Origin of the sequence: Pseudodesulfovibrio sediminis (assembly GCF_020886695.1) — a bacterium.
Lineage (GTDB): Bacteria > Desulfobacterota > Desulfovibrionia > Desulfovibrionales > Desulfovibrionaceae > Pseudodesulfovibrio > Pseudodesulfovibrio sediminis.
In genome coordinates, this window is the sequence record NZ_AP024485.1 from 3,514,609 (window position 1) to 3,531,892 (window position 17,284).

At 54.2% G+C, this 17,284-nt stretch carries 16 protein-coding genes; 6 read left to right on the plus strand and 10 right to left on the minus strand.

Going from position 1 to position 17,284, the window contains the following annotated elements:
* Positions 1–113 precede the first annotated feature (113 nt).
* A complete protein-coding gene (locus SRBAKS_RS16490) occupies positions 114–1,355 on the plus strand; it encodes an EAL domain-containing protein (protein WP_229591987.1) in 1,242 nt (413 codons plus the stop codon).
* Between the two features lie 15 nt (positions 1,356–1,370).
* Here SRBAKS_RS16490 and SRBAKS_RS16495 read toward each other — a convergent pair whose 3' ends face one another.
* Both SRBAKS_RS16495 and SRBAKS_RS16500 read right to left on the minus strand, forming a co-directional pair.
* Positions 1,371–2,768 carry an MFS transporter gene (locus SRBAKS_RS16495; protein ID WP_229591988.1) on the minus strand — a complete coding sequence of 466 codons (1,398 nt, stop codon included), beginning with the start codon at positions 2,766–2,768 and terminating at the stop codon, positions 1,371–1,373.
* Positions 2,768–3,226, minus strand: a complete 459-nt coding sequence (locus tag SRBAKS_RS16500) for a MarR family winged helix-turn-helix transcriptional regulator (RefSeq protein WP_229591989.1) — start codon at positions 3,224–3,226, stop codon at positions 2,768–2,770. Before SRBAKS_RS16500 ends, SRBAKS_RS16495 begins: the two co-directional genes overlap by 1 nt.
* A gap of 178 nt (positions 3,227–3,404) precedes the next feature.
* Here SRBAKS_RS16500 and SRBAKS_RS16505 point away from each other — a divergent pair, with 178 nt between their 5' ends.
* Entirely contained in the window at positions 3,405–4,130 is a 726-nt protein-coding gene (locus SRBAKS_RS16505) for a substrate-binding periplasmic protein (protein ID WP_229591990.1), read from the plus strand.
* Between the two features lie 114 nt (positions 4,131–4,244).
* Here SRBAKS_RS16505 and metK read toward each other — a convergent pair whose 3' ends face one another.
* Genes metK through panC form a run of 3 tightly spaced genes read right to left on the minus strand, consistent with a single transcriptional unit; the run spans position 4,245 to position 6,683 of the window.
* Positions 4,245–5,414, minus strand: a complete 1,170-nt coding sequence (gene metK, locus SRBAKS_RS16510) for a methionine adenosyltransferase (protein WP_229591991.1) — start codon at positions 5,412–5,414, stop codon at positions 4,245–4,247.
* A gap of 38 nt (positions 5,415–5,452) precedes the next feature.
* A complete protein-coding gene (gene panD / locus SRBAKS_RS16515; protein ID WP_229591992.1) occupies positions 5,453–5,830 on the minus strand; it encodes an aspartate 1-decarboxylase in 378 nt (125 codons plus the stop codon).
* Positions 5,831–5,834: 4 nt separating this feature from the next.
* Complete coding sequence (gene panC, locus SRBAKS_RS16520) at positions 5,835–6,683, minus strand: pantoate--beta-alanine ligase (RefSeq protein WP_229591993.1); 849 nt, start codon at positions 6,681–6,683, stop codon at positions 5,835–5,837.
* Between the two features lie 207 nt (positions 6,684–6,890).
* Here panC and SRBAKS_RS16525 point away from each other — a divergent pair, with 207 nt between their 5' ends.
* Positions 6,891–9,317, plus strand: coding sequence for a tetratricopeptide repeat-containing diguanylate cyclase (locus SRBAKS_RS16525; protein ID WP_229591994.1), 2,427 nt, complete (start codon positions 6,891–6,893; stop codon positions 9,315–9,317).
* 124 nt (positions 9,318–9,441) lie between these two features.
* Here SRBAKS_RS16525 and SRBAKS_RS16530 read toward each other — a convergent pair whose 3' ends face one another.
* On the minus strand, positions 9,442–10,674 hold the full coding sequence (locus SRBAKS_RS16530) for a M48 family metallopeptidase (protein WP_229591995.1): 1,233 nt from the start codon (positions 10,672–10,674) through the stop codon (positions 9,442–9,444).
* A 208-nt stretch (positions 10,675–10,882) separates the two neighbouring features.
* Here SRBAKS_RS16530 and SRBAKS_RS16535 point away from each other — a divergent pair, with 208 nt between their 5' ends.
* Complete coding sequence (locus tag SRBAKS_RS16535; protein ID WP_229591996.1) at positions 10,883–11,755, plus strand: tetratricopeptide repeat protein; 873 nt, start codon at positions 10,883–10,885, stop codon at positions 11,753–11,755.
* A 19-nt stretch (positions 11,756–11,774) separates the two neighbouring features.
* Here SRBAKS_RS16535 and SRBAKS_RS16540 read toward each other — a convergent pair whose 3' ends face one another.
* Positions 11,775–12,344 (minus strand): hypothetical protein, encoded by a 570-nt coding sequence (locus SRBAKS_RS16540; protein WP_229591997.1) that lies wholly within the window; start codon positions 12,342–12,344, stop codon positions 11,775–11,777.
* Positions 12,345–12,462: 118 nt separating this feature from the next.
* Positions 12,463–12,927: an SMP-30/gluconolactonase/LRE family protein gene (locus SRBAKS_RS16545; RefSeq protein ID WP_229591998.1), complete on the minus strand. Its 465-nt coding sequence runs from the start codon at positions 12,925–12,927 to the stop codon at positions 12,463–12,465.
* Positions 12,928–13,023: 96 nt separating this feature from the next.
* Between SRBAKS_RS16545 and SRBAKS_RS16550 the strand changes: the two genes are divergently transcribed.
* Together SRBAKS_RS16550 and SRBAKS_RS16555 are read left to right on the plus strand one after the other, a co-directional pair.
* A complete protein-coding gene (locus SRBAKS_RS16550) occupies positions 13,024–13,914 on the plus strand; it encodes a LysR substrate-binding domain-containing protein (protein ID WP_229591999.1) in 891 nt (296 codons plus the stop codon).
* A gap of 97 nt (positions 13,915–14,011) precedes the next feature.
* The gene (locus SRBAKS_RS16555) at positions 14,012–14,389 is read left to right on the plus strand and encodes a PH domain-containing protein (RefSeq protein WP_229592000.1); all 378 of its coding nucleotides are present in this window, start codon (positions 14,012–14,014) and stop codon (positions 14,387–14,389) included.
* Between the two features lie 74 nt (positions 14,390–14,463).
* On the opposite strand, the gene SRBAKS_RS16560 is transcribed toward SRBAKS_RS16555, so the two are convergent.
* Positions 14,464–15,324: an AraC family transcriptional regulator gene (locus SRBAKS_RS16560; protein WP_229592001.1), complete on the minus strand. Its 861-nt coding sequence runs from the start codon at positions 15,322–15,324 to the stop codon at positions 14,464–14,466.
* Between the two features lie 274 nt (positions 15,325–15,598).
* Positions 15,599–17,260 (minus strand): chaperonin GroEL, encoded by a 1,662-nt coding sequence (gene groL / locus SRBAKS_RS16565; protein ID WP_229592002.1) that lies wholly within the window; start codon positions 17,258–17,260, stop codon positions 15,599–15,601.
* Positions 17,261–17,284 lie beyond the last annotated feature (24 nt).

A 17,284-nucleotide genomic window follows, 5' to 3' on the forward strand; every position in this document is an offset into this window, starting at 1 on the left:
AAAACATATACGTACCGGGGCGGTGACCACACACCACCGCCCCGGTCTTGTTTCGAGAACGAATCAGGCACGGAAACCAACACACCAACCCACATGATCTAGAGGAAATTTTCGTGTTGACCACAGTGCCCGATATAGAAGAGATCATTAAGAATAGGTTTATTCTTACTCACTTTCAGCCCCAGGTTTCCCTCAAGCGGAAGGCCGTTGTCGGGCTGGAGGCTCTGAGCAGAGGATTCGACCCTCAAAGCGGAGAGATTATACCTCCTACTCTGCTGTTCGAGCAAGCCCGGGACAAGGCATCCCGGCTCGCACTGGACCGGGCTTGCCGAACGAACGCAGTCGAAGCATTCGCCGCCCTCCACCGAAGAGACAAAAGTGTCATGCTCTCCATGAACATGGACGCTACCTGCATAAACGAAGAGACCCGAGGCTCCAATCACATTCTCAATTTGGTGAACCGGTGTGGCATTAGCCCGAATTCGGTTATCATCGAGATCATTGAATCGCAGTGTGATGACATGGATGCGCTCATGGCCTTTGTCAAATTCTATCGCAAGCACGATTTTCTTATTGCCCTGGATGATGTCGGAGCCGGATTCTCCAATCTGGATCGTATCCCGACGCTCAAGCCCGACGTCATCAAACTCGATCGATCGCTCATCAGCAATGTGGACAAGCATTTTCACAAGATCGAAGTGGTACGGAGCTTTGTGCAGATGTCCAACCGACTGGGATGTCTGGTGCTGGCTGAAGGCGTAGAACGCGCCGAGGAAGCCATGTGTCTGCTCTCCAATGGTGTGGACGTGTTTCAGGGATACTATTTCGCTCGACCTGCTCCGGGTCTGGATGCGGTGCCCGGCATGGCGTCCAAAGTGGATGCACTGGCCGAAAAGCATCGCGAAAACCGGACACAGCAGATTGCCGACGACAAGCGGCTGTACTCCAGTTATCATCTGACAGTGTTGACCATGTGTCAGGAGTTGGCCGAAAGTCCCTACAAGGATATGGGCAAAAACCTGTCCGGATTCATTGAGACCTACGACAACGTGGAATGTCTGTATGTCCTCGATATGAAAGGGAACCAGATCTCTGACACCATCTGTGATCCGACACGGCTTAAAACGAGCAAGCGGTTTCTCTATGAACCCGCTGCCATTGGCATGGATCATTCGCTCAAGGAATATTTTCTTCCCATACAGGCCGGACTGGAGAAGTTCACCACACAGCCTTATATCTCATTGGCGTCGGGCAACCTGTGCACGACCATTTCCCATGTTTTCTACCACAAGAGCAGCGGCCGCCATCGCATTCTCTGCGTCGACATGAGCCGTGAGGACAGCTGCATCTGCTGATGCGGGAACGCTCCTCTATGAGCGGCTCGATGTCACCGCTTTGCGTTGTCGTATCTTGGCCCGTGCCGAGAGCAGAATGCCCAGCGCGCTGATTGCCGTCAGTGCGATGAATGAGACGTTCATGGCGTGAACAAAGAGGTCTGCGTCTTTTGCATGAAGGGCGGTAGGGCCGACCATGGTGGCCAGCACGGCACTGATGAACACCAGGCTGACGGTCATGCCCGTGGTACGCATACCTGCCACCATGGCGGAGGCGATGCCGTAATGCTCTTTTTCGACAGCATCCATGATGACCGCAGTATTGGCTGTGGCAAATATGGCGTTCCCCGTACCGCAGGCTCCGAGCACCAATGCGATGAACCAGATCGGCGCACCTTGTTCGAGGAAAATAGCGCCTCCGAGGGCAACCGTGGCAAGGGCCATGCCTGCGGTCGCGACATTGTGGGGAGCCCAGCGCTGGCAGAGCTTTCCGCTGACAGGGGAGAATATGGTCTGCATGATCGGTTGGGCCATGAGGATCATCCCGGCCTGACCGGGCGTCATGCCCTGAGCCACCTGCAGGTAAAGGGAGATGAGAAAGGTGATGCCGAAGGTGGCAGCATAGCTGATGAACTGTACGGTGCTGCCAAGGGCAAAGGCCTGATTCTCGCTGAACAGGGTCATGTCCAGCAATGGAGCCTTGGTCCGACGTTCCCAGAAAACAAACGCCGTCAACGACAACAATCCGCCCAGGAGCATGGATTTGCCGGTGATATTATGGAAGTGCGAGCCGCCTTGCGCAAGCAGGAGCATGCCGAGTGCACAGAGGATCGCACCGATGAAATCAAAGGGCGGACATTTTTTGCGGACGGGTTTGACCGGCAACACGTAGATGACCATGATCAGGCAGAGCACACAGGGGACGGCGCCGATGTAGAAAATTGCCCGCCAGCCCATTTCTGTCGCGATCATACCGCCAAGCCACGGGCCTGCGGACAAGCCGACATAGACTCCGGCAGAGGCTATCCCAAGGGCCATGGCGCGGCGCTGTCCGGGAAAGAGATCGGCCAGGATTGCCAGTCCGGTGGTGACCATCATGGCTCCGCCGGCACCCTGAAACATGCGCAGGGCATTGAGTTGTTCAATGGAGTGCGACAGGGGGATGATCAGGCTGAACACCGTGAAGACGGTGACTCCGAGAACAAAAACGAATCCGCGACCGATCATGTCAGCCAGTCGGGTAACCGGGAAGAGCAGCATGGCCACGGCAGAGATATAGCCGGATTCGACCAGTCCGAGTTGGGCGGCTGTTGCGCCGAATTCCGCACCCAGTGAGGGAATGGCCACTGCCACTGATGAGAGCATGAAAACCAACGCGAATTGCGTGATCGTGATGGCCCAGAGTCCGGCAGTACGTTCTTTTTCCGAGATCATTATATTCTTTCTCCGTCGAGTTCGCTCTGAACATTGGCGATGACCCGATCAAGTATGGTTATGGCAGCATTTCTTTCTTCAGCTGAGAATCCGCGAAACATGACGGCATTGTGTCGGGAAAGCACGGGCATGAGTGCCTGGTAACGAGCTTTGCCTTTGGTCGTGGGATACACAAATTTCTGTCTCCGGTTCTCCGGATTTTTTTCGCGTTTGATGAGCCCCGATGCCTCCATGGTTTTCAACATACGCGCAGTATGCCCTCGGTCCAGATGGACTGTGGTTGACAGTTCTTCCTGCGTCAGTCCTTCTTTTTCAACAATGGAAATAATGTACGGTATCTGCCCGCAATGCATTGAAAATCCTTTTGTCCATTGGTCGAGAAGGCACGTGTTCATCCGGAAAAGTCGGCTGATTCGATAGCCGAGGCTGATCCTGCGTTTTTTTATTGATTCAAGCATGTGCATCGTTCCTGTAGAGAGGTGAAGAGTGCTTGTACGGGAGCTTTGTTGACATGTCAACAGTTGTAGTTTGTGTCTGTAATCTGTGTAATTCGGCATGGGAAAGTATCCGCTTTTTGGTGTGCGGCCGCAGGCTAATGCAATTGACATGGGCATCCCCTTCCATCATGGTTGTCTTATGACCGTGAAGTCTTGTCCTGTGGGCACTTTTATTCTTTTCTTCATCCTCTTTTCCGCTGTTTCGGTGCGGGCGGAAGAGTTGCGTTTTGTCTATGAGAACTTTCCCCCGTTGACGTACATTAATGATGCCGGCGAGGCTCGTGGTCAATCGATAGAACTCGTGCGTGAGGCGTGTAGGCGACTCGGGGTTGAACCGCATTTCATCTGGCAGCCTTTCATCCGTGCGCTTGATTCTGTGAAGTATGGTTTTGTAGATGCCATCATCGATGTATTTCGAAATGCGAGCCGAGAAGAGTATCTCTATTATTCCGAAAGTGGAGAGACTGCTGATGCCGTTGTCCTCTACATGAATGCAAAAAATGCCTATGTGCCACGGACATTGTCGGACATTGGGACGAGTTCCGTCGGAGCTGTACGGGGGTATTACCTTGGCAAGGGGGTACACGATCTCCTCGGAGAGAAGATCTCCTATGTCAAAGATAGTGAGACCCTGTGTCATATGATTTTGCTGGGACGTATTCAATTCGCCATCGGGAATTCCCTGGCCATGGAATACTACAAGAAGGAGTCCGGTCGTTTTTCACGAGTAAAGGTCGCTTTTATCGTGGAACGTGTCGCGTACCATTTGGCTTTTTCCAAGACGTTGGGAAGACGTGGGCAGGTTCTCGCCGATATGTTTGGTCAGGAGATTGATCGGATACGAGCTGAGCGCATGCTGGAGTGATCGCAATCTGACACGGTGTTCGTCGACGATTGGACACAATGGCGCTGATGCAATGAAAAACGCCCGGTCCAGCATAGGCTGAACCGGGCGTATCTATTTGTCTGTCAGTACCGACTAGATCTTGCAGGCTGTGCGCAGATCGTCAACGGCATCGGTCTGTTCCCAGGCGAATTCCGGCAGCTCACGACCGAAGTGGCCGTAGTTGGTGGAAGCCTGGAAGATGGGACGGCGCAGGTTCAGACGCTCAAGGATGAAGTAGGGACGCATGTCAAAGACTTCCTTGACGGCAGCGGTCAGCGCTTCATCGGAGACCTTGCCGGTGCCGCGAGAGCAGACGACCACGGAAACGGGTTCTGCAACACCGATGGCGTAGGCGATCTGAACTTCGCACTGTTCGGCCAGGCCGGCGGCAACGACGTTTTTGGCAACGTAACGAGCCATGTAGGCTCCAGAGCGGTCAACCTTGGACGGATCCTTGCCGGAGAATGCGCCACCGCCGTGGGCACCGGCACCACCGTATGTGTCGTTGATGATCTTGCGACCGGTCAGACCGCAGTCGCCAACCGGGCCACCGATGACGAAACGGCCGGTGGGGTTGATGTAGGACTTGAGTTTGTCGTCCAGCAACTCTTCGGGCAGCGTTTTCATGACGACTTCACGCAGCAGGTCTTCCTGAAGCTGGCCGAGTTCGACGCCCTCAGCGTGCTGGGAGGAGACAACCACGTTGTCGATGCGAACGGGTTTACCGTTGTCGAATTCCACGCAGACCTGGGTTTTTCCGTCAGGGCGCAGGTAATCGAGAACGCCTTCTTTGCGCACGTCGGTGAGACGCTTGGAAAGCTGGTGGGCATAGTAGATGGGGGTGGGCATCAGGGTCGGGGTTTCGTTTGTGGCGAAACCGAACATCATGCCCTGGTCGCCTGCGCCCTGTTCTTCGGGCTTCTGGCGATCAACGCCCTGAGCGATATCCGGGGACTGCTTGTCAATGGAAGAGATGACGGCGCAGGTTTCCCAGTCAAAGCCCATGTTGTCGGCTGAGTTGTAACCGATGTCCTTGATGGTTGCGCGGACGATCTCCGGGAAGTCGGCGTAGGCAGAGGTGGAGATTTCACCGGCAATGAATGCCATGCCGGTGGTGACCAGTGTTTCGCAGGCAACACGAGCCATGGGGTCCTGACCTATTATGGTGTCCAGAATGGCGTCGGATATCTGATCAGCGACTTTGTCGGGATGGCCTTCGGTCACGGACTCGGAAGTAAACAGGTATTTGCCTTCAATCTGCATGCGTACCCTCCTTGGGGGATGCTACTGTAAATTTTCGTCTAAAAATCCTGAATGAGATCACATTCGAGGATTTCATCGACGGTGTTGTTTTTGCCGGCGACCACGACACGCGGTTTGCGGGTCTTGGCCTCATTTTCATCCAACCACATGTATGAGGCCACGATGATCCGCTGTCCCACTTCACCCTTATGGGCTGCAGCCCCGTTCAGGCATATCTCTCCCGGTTTCCCGGGAATCGCGTATGTGGTCAGGCGTTCGCCGTTATCTATATTGTAAACATCTATCTGTTCGTAGGGCAGAATCCCCACGGTTTTCATCAACGCGGTGTCGATGGACAGGCTTCCCCGGTATTCCAGGTTCGCACAGGTGATGGAAGCGCCGTGGATTTTGGCGCTCAAAAAGCATCGTTGAGCCAATGGATTAAACCTCGATCAAAATGTTGTCTATGAGCCGTGCCTTGCCAACGCGAATAGCCACGGCGGCCAGCACAGGCTTGTCGATCGTTTCCACCAGCTCAATGGAGTCGGGGTCCACGATCTCTATGTAATCCGAGCTGCCCATGGGCAGGGTGGATGCATATTCGTCTTTCAGTGCAGCCTTTGCGCTGGCTGCGTCACGTTCGCCGTCCTTGATCATGGCAGCCAGCTTCAGGAGGCCCTTTCGGATGGCTGGAGCGGCCGCACGTTCTTCTTCAGTCAGGTAGGCGTTGCGTGAGCTGAGAGCCAGGCCGTCGTCTTCCCGCACAATGGGATGACTGAGGATTTCCACAGGCATGTTCAAGTCGCGGATCATGCGCTTGATGATGGCAAGCTGCTGCCAATCCTTCTGGCCGAACACGGCCTTGGTGGCCTGGGTCAACTGGAACAGTTTGGTCACAACAGTACAGACACCGCGAAAATGACCTGTTCTGGACGCGCCACACAGGTTTTTGCCGAGGTCCGGCACGTCGATCCAGGTAGCATGATCATCTGCATACATGGCATCGGGACTGGGCGCGAAGAGCAGGTCCGTTCCCTGGGCTTTCGCTTTGACGCAATCGCCGTCAAAGTCATGCGGGTAGTTGGACAAATCTTCGTTTTCCCCGAACTGGGTCGGGTTGAGGAATACGGTCGTTATGAGTCTGTCGCACTCGGGCCGGAGCGTTGCCATGAGAGACATATGTCCCGCATGCAAAAAGCCCATGGTGGGCACCAGGCCTATGGTCAGGCCCTGCGCGCGCCATTGCAGGCAGGTGCGTTGCAGCTCAATGGGGTCGGTAATAATATTCATATTTGGTATTAATCCTGGTGAACAACTGACAGATTTGTATCCGGGAGTCAAACAAAATGTTTATATCAAGATGTATTGATATAGTTCGGGTGGATCGTCCTCTCTTCACATGTGGGGAGAGTGCGCTGACAGCGAAGGGAAAATAAGGGCTCCATAGGCCAAACTTTCATTTGAGAAAAACCTGCCTCCGTTGTACCCTCCCGAATTATGAGGACAAAAAAAGACATCTTTGCGGACGAGGCCATTTCTTTCACGCCCCAGGAGCTGATTGATTTCGAGCATACCATCAAGGATTCCATAGCCGAATTCCTCCCATTTACCTCCTATAGTTTGTTTTTTCCCAGACAGAAGACCGAGGAGATTCCGGAGCCCGAGTTCAGAAAAGAAGATAATGAACTGATTCTTCCTCTGGTCTTTCAAGGGCAGATGCTCTGTTATTTCATCGCCAAAGGTGTTCGGCTCAAGGCGCCCAGTACGGCCCCCAAATACATCATGGCCCTGGCAAGCTCAGTGCTGGAGAAGCTCGCTCTCTACAAAAAGGCAGTCACCGACCCGCTCACCGGACTCTACTCGCGCAATTTCTTTTTCTCGGAACTGGAGCAGGCCATTGATCAGGTGCAGAGCTGTATCGCCGCAGGAAGCTGCCGGACCTCGGTGGAAGGGCGTGATGCGGACATGACCTTTTCCGGGACCTTTGGTGTGCTTTTTCTCGACCTCGATACATTTCAGCCCATTAATGAACGCTATGGGTATCTGACCGGCGACGACATCCTCGCGGAAGTGGGGCGGTTGCTCAATATGGTCTGTCCGAAATATACGACCGTTTCGCGGTTTGCCAACGACAAGTTCGCCTTTCTGGTGCCGGACGCCAAGCCGCATGCCTGTTTCCAACTTTCGGAAGTCATCCGTTCGGGCCTCAGCAAACTTTCATTTACTGACGAAATCTCCAATGACACCATTACCGTCACCGGCTCTCTCGGATACGTTTGTTATCCGCAAGGGCTTGAGGGCGCCCAGTTCAGGCGGACCCCGTCCGAACAGGCCCGGATGCTTGTACGCAAGGCGCGCAAAGGTGTCGGGGTGGCCAAGGATCAGGGCCGCAACAGGGTGTTCGGCTATGCGGATATCCTCAGCAAGGGCGGACGCGTGTTGGAAATTTTGCCCATGAACAGAATGATCGTCTCCCTAGGTGAGACCGCCGGTGCAAAGGTCGGCCAGCGTTTTCTGGTGCGTACGCCCAAGTCGGGACAGATTGCCTCCAAAACCATCACCGAAAATGAGCGCATTACCGGGCGCTATCCAGCCATGTATAAAGGCGAGGTCGTACTTGTGGAAGTGCAGGACGATATCGCCTTTGCAGAGGTCCTGCATCTGGGAGACGCTAGCTGGACCGTGGACGCGGGTGATCGACTCAAACTTATTGACGGGGATGAAAGCCTGTTTACCGACCTTGAAGAAGCAACGGACGAATCCATGCCCAGCACTGATACGTTGACCAAACTTTTACGATACAGCGAGTTTGTTTCCTGGTTTTCCAAAGCGCGTCTTGAGCCGAAAACCTTCGGCCTGTCACTCATCCGTATTCTGGATCAGCCGGGTGAAGACCTCGACGGGTATCAGGACAGCATGGATCAGATGGCGCTTCAGGTGGCCAAGTTGGCGCGGGGCGTCTTTGGCGAAGCATCGACCGGTGGTCGACACGGGCTCAACGGCATGATCTTTTTCACCGAAGACATTGATCGGGAAACGCTCAATGAGCGGACGCTGGAGATCGAAAAATTCACCAAAGACACGCTCGGGATCAGGGTCGCTATAGGTTCCTCTTGTTATCCGTTCCTCAATTTCGATCGTGCCGACATGCTCGAAAATTGTCGCAAGGCATCAGAACACGCCTTGCTTCTGCCTGAACCGTGTGTGGCCGTGTTCGATTCGATATCCCTCAACCTGTCGGCAGATCGTCGTTTCATGGATGGCGATATCTATGGAGCCATCGAGGAATTCAAGCTGGCCCTGCTCGACGATGAGAACAACCTGCTGGCCCGTAACTCACTTGGCATTTGCTACGGGCAACTCGGCCGGTTCGAAGAGTCCCGGCATGAATTCGAGGCCGTGGTCAAAGTGGAAAAGAACGACGTGCTCGCCCTGTACAACCTCGGATGGGCCAATCATCGTCTGGGCGACCTCAAGAGTGCCGCAGCATCCTACCGCAAGTGCCTCAAGGCAGAACCCGGGCATGTCTATTCCCTCATGCGTTTGGGGTCCATCGAAGAGCATGCCAAGCACCTTAAGAAGGCAACCAATTACTATAAGAAAGCTGCCGAGCAGCCGGGCGGTGAGCGCATGGTGCTCAGGCCGTTGGCGCGGGTGGCCTACAAGCAGGGTGATATCGAGGGAACTCGTGAATATTTGCATCTTGCACTCAATGCCGATCATAACGACCATCAGGCCATGCATATGCTGGCCAAGCTCTACCTCGATCAGGGCGAGGACCCGCAGATTGCCGAAGTGCTCGCCCGACAATCATCCGCGCTCGCGCCTGCCAAGGATGCCTACTGGGATCTGTTGGTGGAAGCTCTGGAAGCACAAGGCAAGGCTGAAGAGGCCGCCAAGGTCGCGGCCCGAGCAGCCGGTTAGTTCACTTGGTCGTTTATCGTTCTCTGCTTTCCTGACGTTTTCGTACCGTTCTGCAAGGTGTTTTCCTCGTCCGTTTTCCTCATCACTACAGGGGTGAGAGAATACAGCATCCGTGCGCGGTCTGTCAGATCGCGGCCAGACGCCTGACCCGAGCGAGTACCGGGGGGTGGCTGTATTCCAGACAGACAGTGAGCGGGTGTGGGGTCAGATTGGAGAGGTTGCTGGCGGACAGCTTCTTGAGCGCCGAAATCATGGACATGGGGTCGCAAGTGGTGTGGGCGGCAAAGGCGTCGGCTTCGAATTCATGCTTGCGGGAGACCATGTTGGAGAGCACGGACAAGGCCAGGGAGAGCGGGGTGTAAAGCAGGACAAAGAAGGTCAACCCCGCATAGTTGGAGATGTGTTCCATGCCGAACGCTGCAAAAAGTCCTGGCGAATCCAGAAACAGGGACATGAGGTAGAACACGGCACCGGTCTTGAGGAAACCTGTGATCAGACGTTTTCGTATATGGCCGAGTTTGGCGTGTCCTACTTCGTGGGCGAGCACGGCAACGATTTCTTCTGTGGTCTGCTCCTTGATGAGCGTGTCGAAAAGGGCGATGCGTTTGCGGTTGCCCAGTCCTGTGAAAAAGGCGTTGCCCTTTGTGGATCGTTTGGAACCGTCCATGACAAAGATGCCTGACAGCTCAAAGCCGTTCTTGTCGGCGTAGCGTTCCAGCGCGGTCCGCAGTTCGCCCTCCTCAAGGGGAGAGAATGTGTTGAACAGGGGCAGAATCCAGGTGGGCGCTACATAGGTCAACGCCAGTGACACGGTCACGGCCAATCCCCAACACCAGAGCCAGGCAAAGGGACCGGTTTCGCGGAAGAAGAGCAGGACCCCGGCCACCAGGATACCGCCGATAAGAGCGGTCAGTATCATTCCCTTGAAACGGTCCAGAAAAAAGGTGCCCGGTGTGGTGGTGTTGAAGCCGAACCGGTTCTCCAGAACAAAGGTCTGGTATGCCTCGAAGGGCAGGCTCATGACGCCGCTGATGAGGCCGAGAGCGCCGATATACAGCAGCCCTGTTGCCATGGGGCCGAATGCAAGCGAGCGGATGAGCATGTCCAGCCAGTTGAAGCCTCCGGACAGAATGACAGCGATGATGACAACGATGTTGAATGTGCCGGTCAGCGTGGAGAAATGCATGGAGGCACGAGTATATTCTTGTGATTGCGCATATTTTGCGGCGTCAAAGACATCCTGAAATTCTTTGGGCGGCGTGGGCTTCATGGCCTTTGCGCTGAGATGGTCGGAGAGTATTCCCAGCAGCCACGACAGGAGGAGGGACGCTATGATAACTGCAAGGTAGATGTTCACAGGCGACTCCTGACGTGATTGGATGGGAGGGGTAAATTGAAGACGTACGCTATCCGCTGGCCAGGGTTCCGTCAACCGGATTGGAGACTGATCATCATCCACCTGGCCAAAAGGGGGTGCCCGATGGGGGGGGCTACTTGCGAAAACTGTATAACTGTATTAGTTTACGCCATAATCACGTGTATTACTCATTGGGAAACCGGTACTCATGTCACCCACACCACAGACTGCAAAAGCAATTCGCGAAGACATCGCACGCGCCAGATCGTATGCCAAGAAGAGCGACTATCTGAAGACGCTTGAGTGTCTGGCAAACGCCATTAAGGGACTGGCCATCAGCCAGGTCTTCGGTGCCGAGAAGTTCGAGATTCATGCACACCTTGACGAGGCCATGCGAGACCTCAACAAGATGAAGATGATCAAAAAGCTCTTTCCGGCCGGCCTCAAGTTTCAGAAGGGGAAGGAGCGGGCCTTTTACCAGACCCTTATGCGGTTGCACAAGAAACTGGGCGAGGCCATGGAGAAGGCGCGTGTCACCAAACTCAGAAAGCGGCTCATGGTGCTGGATGACAACCTGATCAAGGCTGCCAAACTCATTGAAGGCGATAACCAGATCGAAGCCCGTAAATTGTACTCGAAGATATCGGAATACTTTAATGATATCGAGGGTATCAATTCTGATATAGGTAACCGCTTGGCCCATTTCGGCCTTTTCCCCGAAGCCGTTCCCTACCTTAAAAAGGCCTTGGAATCGCAGAATAATGATTCCCGTGCCTACAATGCGCTCATCCTGAGTTATGAAGGTATGAACGAGATCGAGAAAGCCCTGGCTACCATACAGGATGCCATGCGGTGGCTCGGTCCCAGCGAAGGGTTGTATCTGCGTCTGGCCAAGCTGCATCTCAAGAAGCTCAATTGGGGCGAGGTCTATAATAATGCCAAGGCCGCCCTGGATCGCAATCCGCTCAATGCCGAAGCCGCCAAGCTCGTGAAAAAGGCGGAACCCAAGATATTCAGCGGGAAGAAGGCGGGTGGAAAAACCGCGGCCGCTGCCAAGAAATCACACGACCTGAGTTTCTAGATCTATACTGTGCCCGCTCTTAAGCTTTGGTTTTCGCGCCGATGACCATGCTGAACGGCTCTCCGTCCGGCCTACCGTCAAACAGATAGCTGAACCGGATAAGAGCCGCTTCCGGGTCTTGTTCGTAGGCCTTCATGAATTCGATATGTCTGGCTCCTGCCTCATGGATTTCGGTCGTAGCAGCGACTTGCCTGAAATCATTTGATAATTCTTTTTCGTTCGCAAGCAGTTGTTCGATCTTGTCCTTGTTGGGATGCTCTCCCTTAACGCGCAGGGCTCCCTGCTCATCCACGGTCAATTCTACTGGCGGATCTGTGGAAATGTCGTTTTCCAAAAACAATGCGGTTATGCGGCTTTGCACATCCTCGGAAAGTTCGTCCAATTCCTGTGCGGTCAGTAAGGCGGGCAGCGAGTCGAGCCCTCGGGCACTCAGGTTGGCGGCAGTCTTACTCACTGCCATGGCTTCGCTGGATATGGTGACCGTGTCGCCGGTTGTACCTGACTGCGCCTGCGTTGCCGGGGCTTGCGTAGTGTTTTTCAAGGACTGCACCGGCGTTGCAACCATATCGTATCCAATTGATTGTATCATGTCATACTCCTGCTGATATGGCAGATTTTTCCTAGGGCAAAATCATGCAAGAGCGATGCCCGGGGAGGCATACTTATTCCCTCTCCCCGGGCGGTTGTTCCACCTGTTGTAAGTGTGGTTATTGATGCAGTATGAGTTGTTCCCTGTTGACCCTGAGAATGGTGCCGTTCCTCAGAAAAACGACCAGTCCTCCGTCACGATCAAGGTTCAGCTCCGCTACGCTGCCATGGCAATGGTATGCTTCGACCATGCTTCCGTTCTGTAATACAGCGAATATCGTTCCTGTTTCCGTGCCGATATACAGCGTCTGTACCGTATCAATAGCCAGTGCTGTGGGGGCTCCTTCTATGGTCGCATAGAGCGTTGGTTCGCCGTCATGCGGGAGACAGAATATCTGCCCGGTGTCCATGTCGGCATAGTAAAGGTTGGCCCAGGTATCCCTGACCAGCCCGACAGGTTGTGAAACGCCGGAAATCAGTCTTTCCTCTTTGGGCGGACCTGCCATGGCAAGTCCGGCAACAAGCAGCATGGTGAATACAATGGTTCCTGAAATGGAGAGTTGACAAACATTCTTCCCCTGCATTGAAAGCCTCCTTGTTTGTTTACGGAAACTAGGAATGTGGCATTGATATGTCCAATACATATTTACACGATGATCAATATGCATTAAGTCTTGTTCATGGAACTCAGACAACTCAAATATTTCATTGCCGTGGCAGAGGAACTGCATTTCGGGCGGGCGGCCGAACGCTGTCACATAGCCCAGCCGCCATTGTCGCAACAGATAAAGCGGCTTGAGGAAGAGCTTGGCGTCACGCTGCTTGAACGAACCAGTCGCAGAGTTTCGCTCACGCCTGAGGGCAGGGAGTTTCTTAGGCGGTGCAAGGATCTGGAAGATCGGCTGAAGGAAGCAGTCATCTGTGTCAAGGACATGGCCAAAGGGCTGGAAGGACAATTGAGTGTGGGGTTTATCGGGCCTGCTTCATTGTCGAGACTGCCTCGGGCCATCCGTACTTTCCGGGAGCGCAACCCGAATATTCGACTTGATTTTTCCGCGCAGGCAACCAAAGAGCAGTTGCCGTTGCTGCGGGGAGATCGGCTGGATATCGCGTTTGTGCGTCTGTTCGGGCACGATACGTCCGGGTTCAATTCAATGCTGTTTTTGAGGGAACCCTATGCGTTGGCCGTCCCTGAAGGGCATCACTTTGCTGACCGGGATGATCTCACCCTCAAGGATCTCGACGGGGAACCCCTTGTCTTCTTCCAGCCGATGAATCAGCCTGCATTGTATCGTTCGTTGATTGGGTCTTTTCACAAGGCCGGGTTCATGCCGAATATAGTCCAGGAAGCCAACACTGAACAATCCATTGTCGCCTTGGTCGCAACCGGTCTCGGTTGTGCCCTGGTGCCTTCATCCAGTGCCACTGCGTGTCGTGGGGGAGTGGTGTTCAAAGCCATTTCTGGTGACCTGCCGCAGTGGGAAATTACCGCATTGTGGAAAAAGAAGAATGAAACGGCTTTGCTCAAGAAATTTCTCGATGTGATCGCCGAATATAGCTGGGTTGAGTGATGAGAGGGGCTGCACTTTTTTTGAAAGAATGTGAACAGGATGATATGTGTTTTCAACTGTTTGATTATGGTACTCACTGATATGCATTGGAGTTGAAATGGGATTTTTGAATGGATTGATAGGAAATGCCTCTGAAGTTGATATTGAAGAGGTCGCCAATGATCTGGCCCCGATTCTCGGTGATTCCGAGAGAGTGGAACGGGCCTTTAAAGTTGTTCGGGATATGTATGTCTTCACTTCCGGGCGGCTGTTGCTCATTAACAAACAGGGGATGACAGGGAAAAAGGTGGATTATCTGTCAATACCCTATAAATCCATCAGCACCTTCGCTGTTGAAACCGCAGGCCATTTCGACCTCGATGCCGAACTCAAGATGTGGGTGTCGGGACGGCATGAACCCATCATAAAAGAGTTGAAAAAGGGCAGTGATGTCGTGGGTATTCAGAAGTTTTTGGCGAATAAGATACTGCGATAGCAGTGGCAGGTTGCCGATTTTTCCATGAAGACAGGGTGCACTTTTCAGGAAGTGCACCCTGTCGTTTTATTCAGCTATTTTATAGGGATGTGGACTTGGGTTATCAAGTCTTCCGGTGCGGTCTGCTTCGGGCTGTTGAGATAGATTTCGATGCTGGCTTGGGCCTCTATCTCGTACCCGTTCTGGGGCGCCCATTGGCCGCAGAGTTGGGCATAGGTCTCGGCCAGTTTTTCGTATGGACCATGATGAACCGTCATGGCATATCGGCCACCTTCGATGGTCTTCCTGCTGATAGGGGGCTGTGGTGCGGGAGTGGGTGCCTCAACGGTCATGCACACGTCGCACCGAATTTTCTCTGGTGCCGTGACATCCGGGTCGTCATGATTCAGTGAGAGAAACCGTACTTCGGGACGGATGAGTCCCTTGGGCCCGGCCCATCCGCAGAGCGTTTCCCATGCAGACGCGCATTCTGCGTAGGGGCCGACGTGGCGAACGAAATACACGTCCATATCTTCGAGTTCAACGATGTGCGCTTCCATTATGATCTCCTTCCAGTATTCGATCTGTTTTTTTTCAAGATTCACACGATGAACCTTGCGAAACCCCTGGGGAGAAATACCGAATCTGGAGTTGAAGGCGCGAGTGAACGATTCATGCGTCTCAAAGCCGGCATTGAACGCAATCTCGGTAACAGGCGCTTTACTGTGCATCAATGAGATCGCCGCTCGTTCCAGTCGAAGTCGTCGTACGTACGATTTGACTGATTCGCCGACCATGCCACTGAAAATGCGGTGAAAATGGTACAGTGAAAAACAGGCGACCTCTGCGAGCACAGACAGCTCCAGCGGTTCGTCCAGATGGGTATGGATATACTCCAGGACCCGATCCATCCGTTTCGCATAATCCGTTTTTGATTTCTTCTTAGGGTTGCTCATGGAAATCATTTTGCCTGCTTCTCATCTCTTTACTTGACGATTTTTGCGCTTTTGACATCTGGCAGTAGCCTCGCAGACTTGGGGCCGCCTTTCAACCAGAGTCGCGGAGTTGTTTAAAGTCGGTGCTCTGCCTGAATGATCGTCTGGCTTCACGCTTCACGCAACAGCACACAGTGGGAGATGGGGGAGGGGGCGGTCGCCTCGTCAACAAAGAAACCCGGCCCGCGAATACATCGCAGGCCGGGTTATGTGTTTGGCTAAAGGGCTGTACCGTTTAGTACATGCCGCCCATGCCGCCCATGCCGGGCATGCCGCCGCCCATGCCGCCCATGGGGGGCATACCGCCTGCAGCGCCTGCAGGTTCGGGCTTGTCGGCGATGGCGCACTCGGTGGTCAGCAGGAGACCTGCAACGGAAGCTGCGTTCTGCAGTGCGGTGCGGGTGACCTTCTTGGGATCGATGACGCCGACCTTGATGAGGTCTTCGTAGGTGTCGGTAGCGGCGTTGTAGCCCATGCCACCTTTGCCTTCCTTGATCTTCTCGACCACGATGGAGCCTTCGAGACCGGCGTTAGCGGCGATCTGACGAAGCGGCTCTTCAACGGCGCGGCAGATGATGTTGATACCGGCCTGCTCGTCGTCATCAGCGGCCTTAACTTTGGCTGTTGCGGCACCGGAGCGGGCGAGGACCACGCCACCGCCAGGCACGATGCCTTCTTCGACAGCTGCGCGGGTGGCGTTGAGAGCATCTTCGACGCGGGCTTTCTTTTCCTTCATCTCGGTCTCGGTGGCGGCACCGACGTTGATGACGGCCACACCACCGACGATCTTGGCGAGACGCTCCTGGAGCTTTTCGCGATCGTAGTCGGAAGTGGAGTCAGCGATCTCGGCGCGGATCTGCTGGATGCGGGCCTTGATCTCGTCGGCCTTGCCAGCGCCGTCGACGATGACGGTGTTTTCCTTGTCGATGACAACGCGTTTGCAGGAACCGAGGTCGTTGACGGTCATGGACTCGATCTTGATGCCGAGATCCTCGGAAACGACCTGACCACCGGTCAGGGTGGCGATGTCCTTGAGCATGGCCTTGCGACGTTCGCCAAAGCCGGGGGCCTTGATGGCGACGACATTCAGGGTGCCACGCAGTTTGTTGACAACCAGGGTTGCCAGAGCTTCGCCTTCGATGTCTTCAGCGATGATCATCAGGGGCTTGGACATTTTGGCGCACTGCTCGAGCACGGGCAGCAGCTCTTTCATGTTGGAGATTTTCTTTTCGTTGATGAGGATCAGCGGCTCTTCCATTTCGCAGGTCATGCGCTCGGTGTTGGTCACGAAGTAGGGGGAGAGGTAGCCGCGGTCGAACTGCATGCCTTCGACGACATCGAGGGTGGTGTCCAGACCTTTTGCTTCTTCAACGGTGATGACGCCTTCCTTGCCGACCTTGTTCATGGCCTCGGCAATGATGTTGCCGATGGTGGCGTCGTTGTTTGCGGAGATGGTGCCGACCTGGGCGATTTCTTTCTGATCACGGGTGGGCTTGGCGACCTTTTCGAGGTCAGCGACGATGGCTTCGACAGCCTTGTCGATACCGCGCTTGATGGACATGGGGGAGCGACCGGCTGCCACGAGCTTCACACCTTCGGTGAAGATGGCCTGTGCCAGAACGGTAGCAGTGGTGGTGCCGTCACCGGCAACATCGGAGGTCTTGGAGGCGACTTCCTTTACCATCTGTGCGCCCATGTTCTCGAACTTGTCTTCCAGCTCGATTTCCTTGGCAACGGAAACACCGTCCTTGGTGATGGTGGGGGAACCGAAGGACTTCTCCATCACGACGTTACGGCCCTTGGGACCGAGGGTAACCTTGACGGCGTTAGCCAGTTTGTCCACGCCAGCTTTCAGCTTTTCGCGGGCCTTGGCATCGAAAAGAATTTCTTTCGACATGATCTATTCTCCTTAAAAGAAATG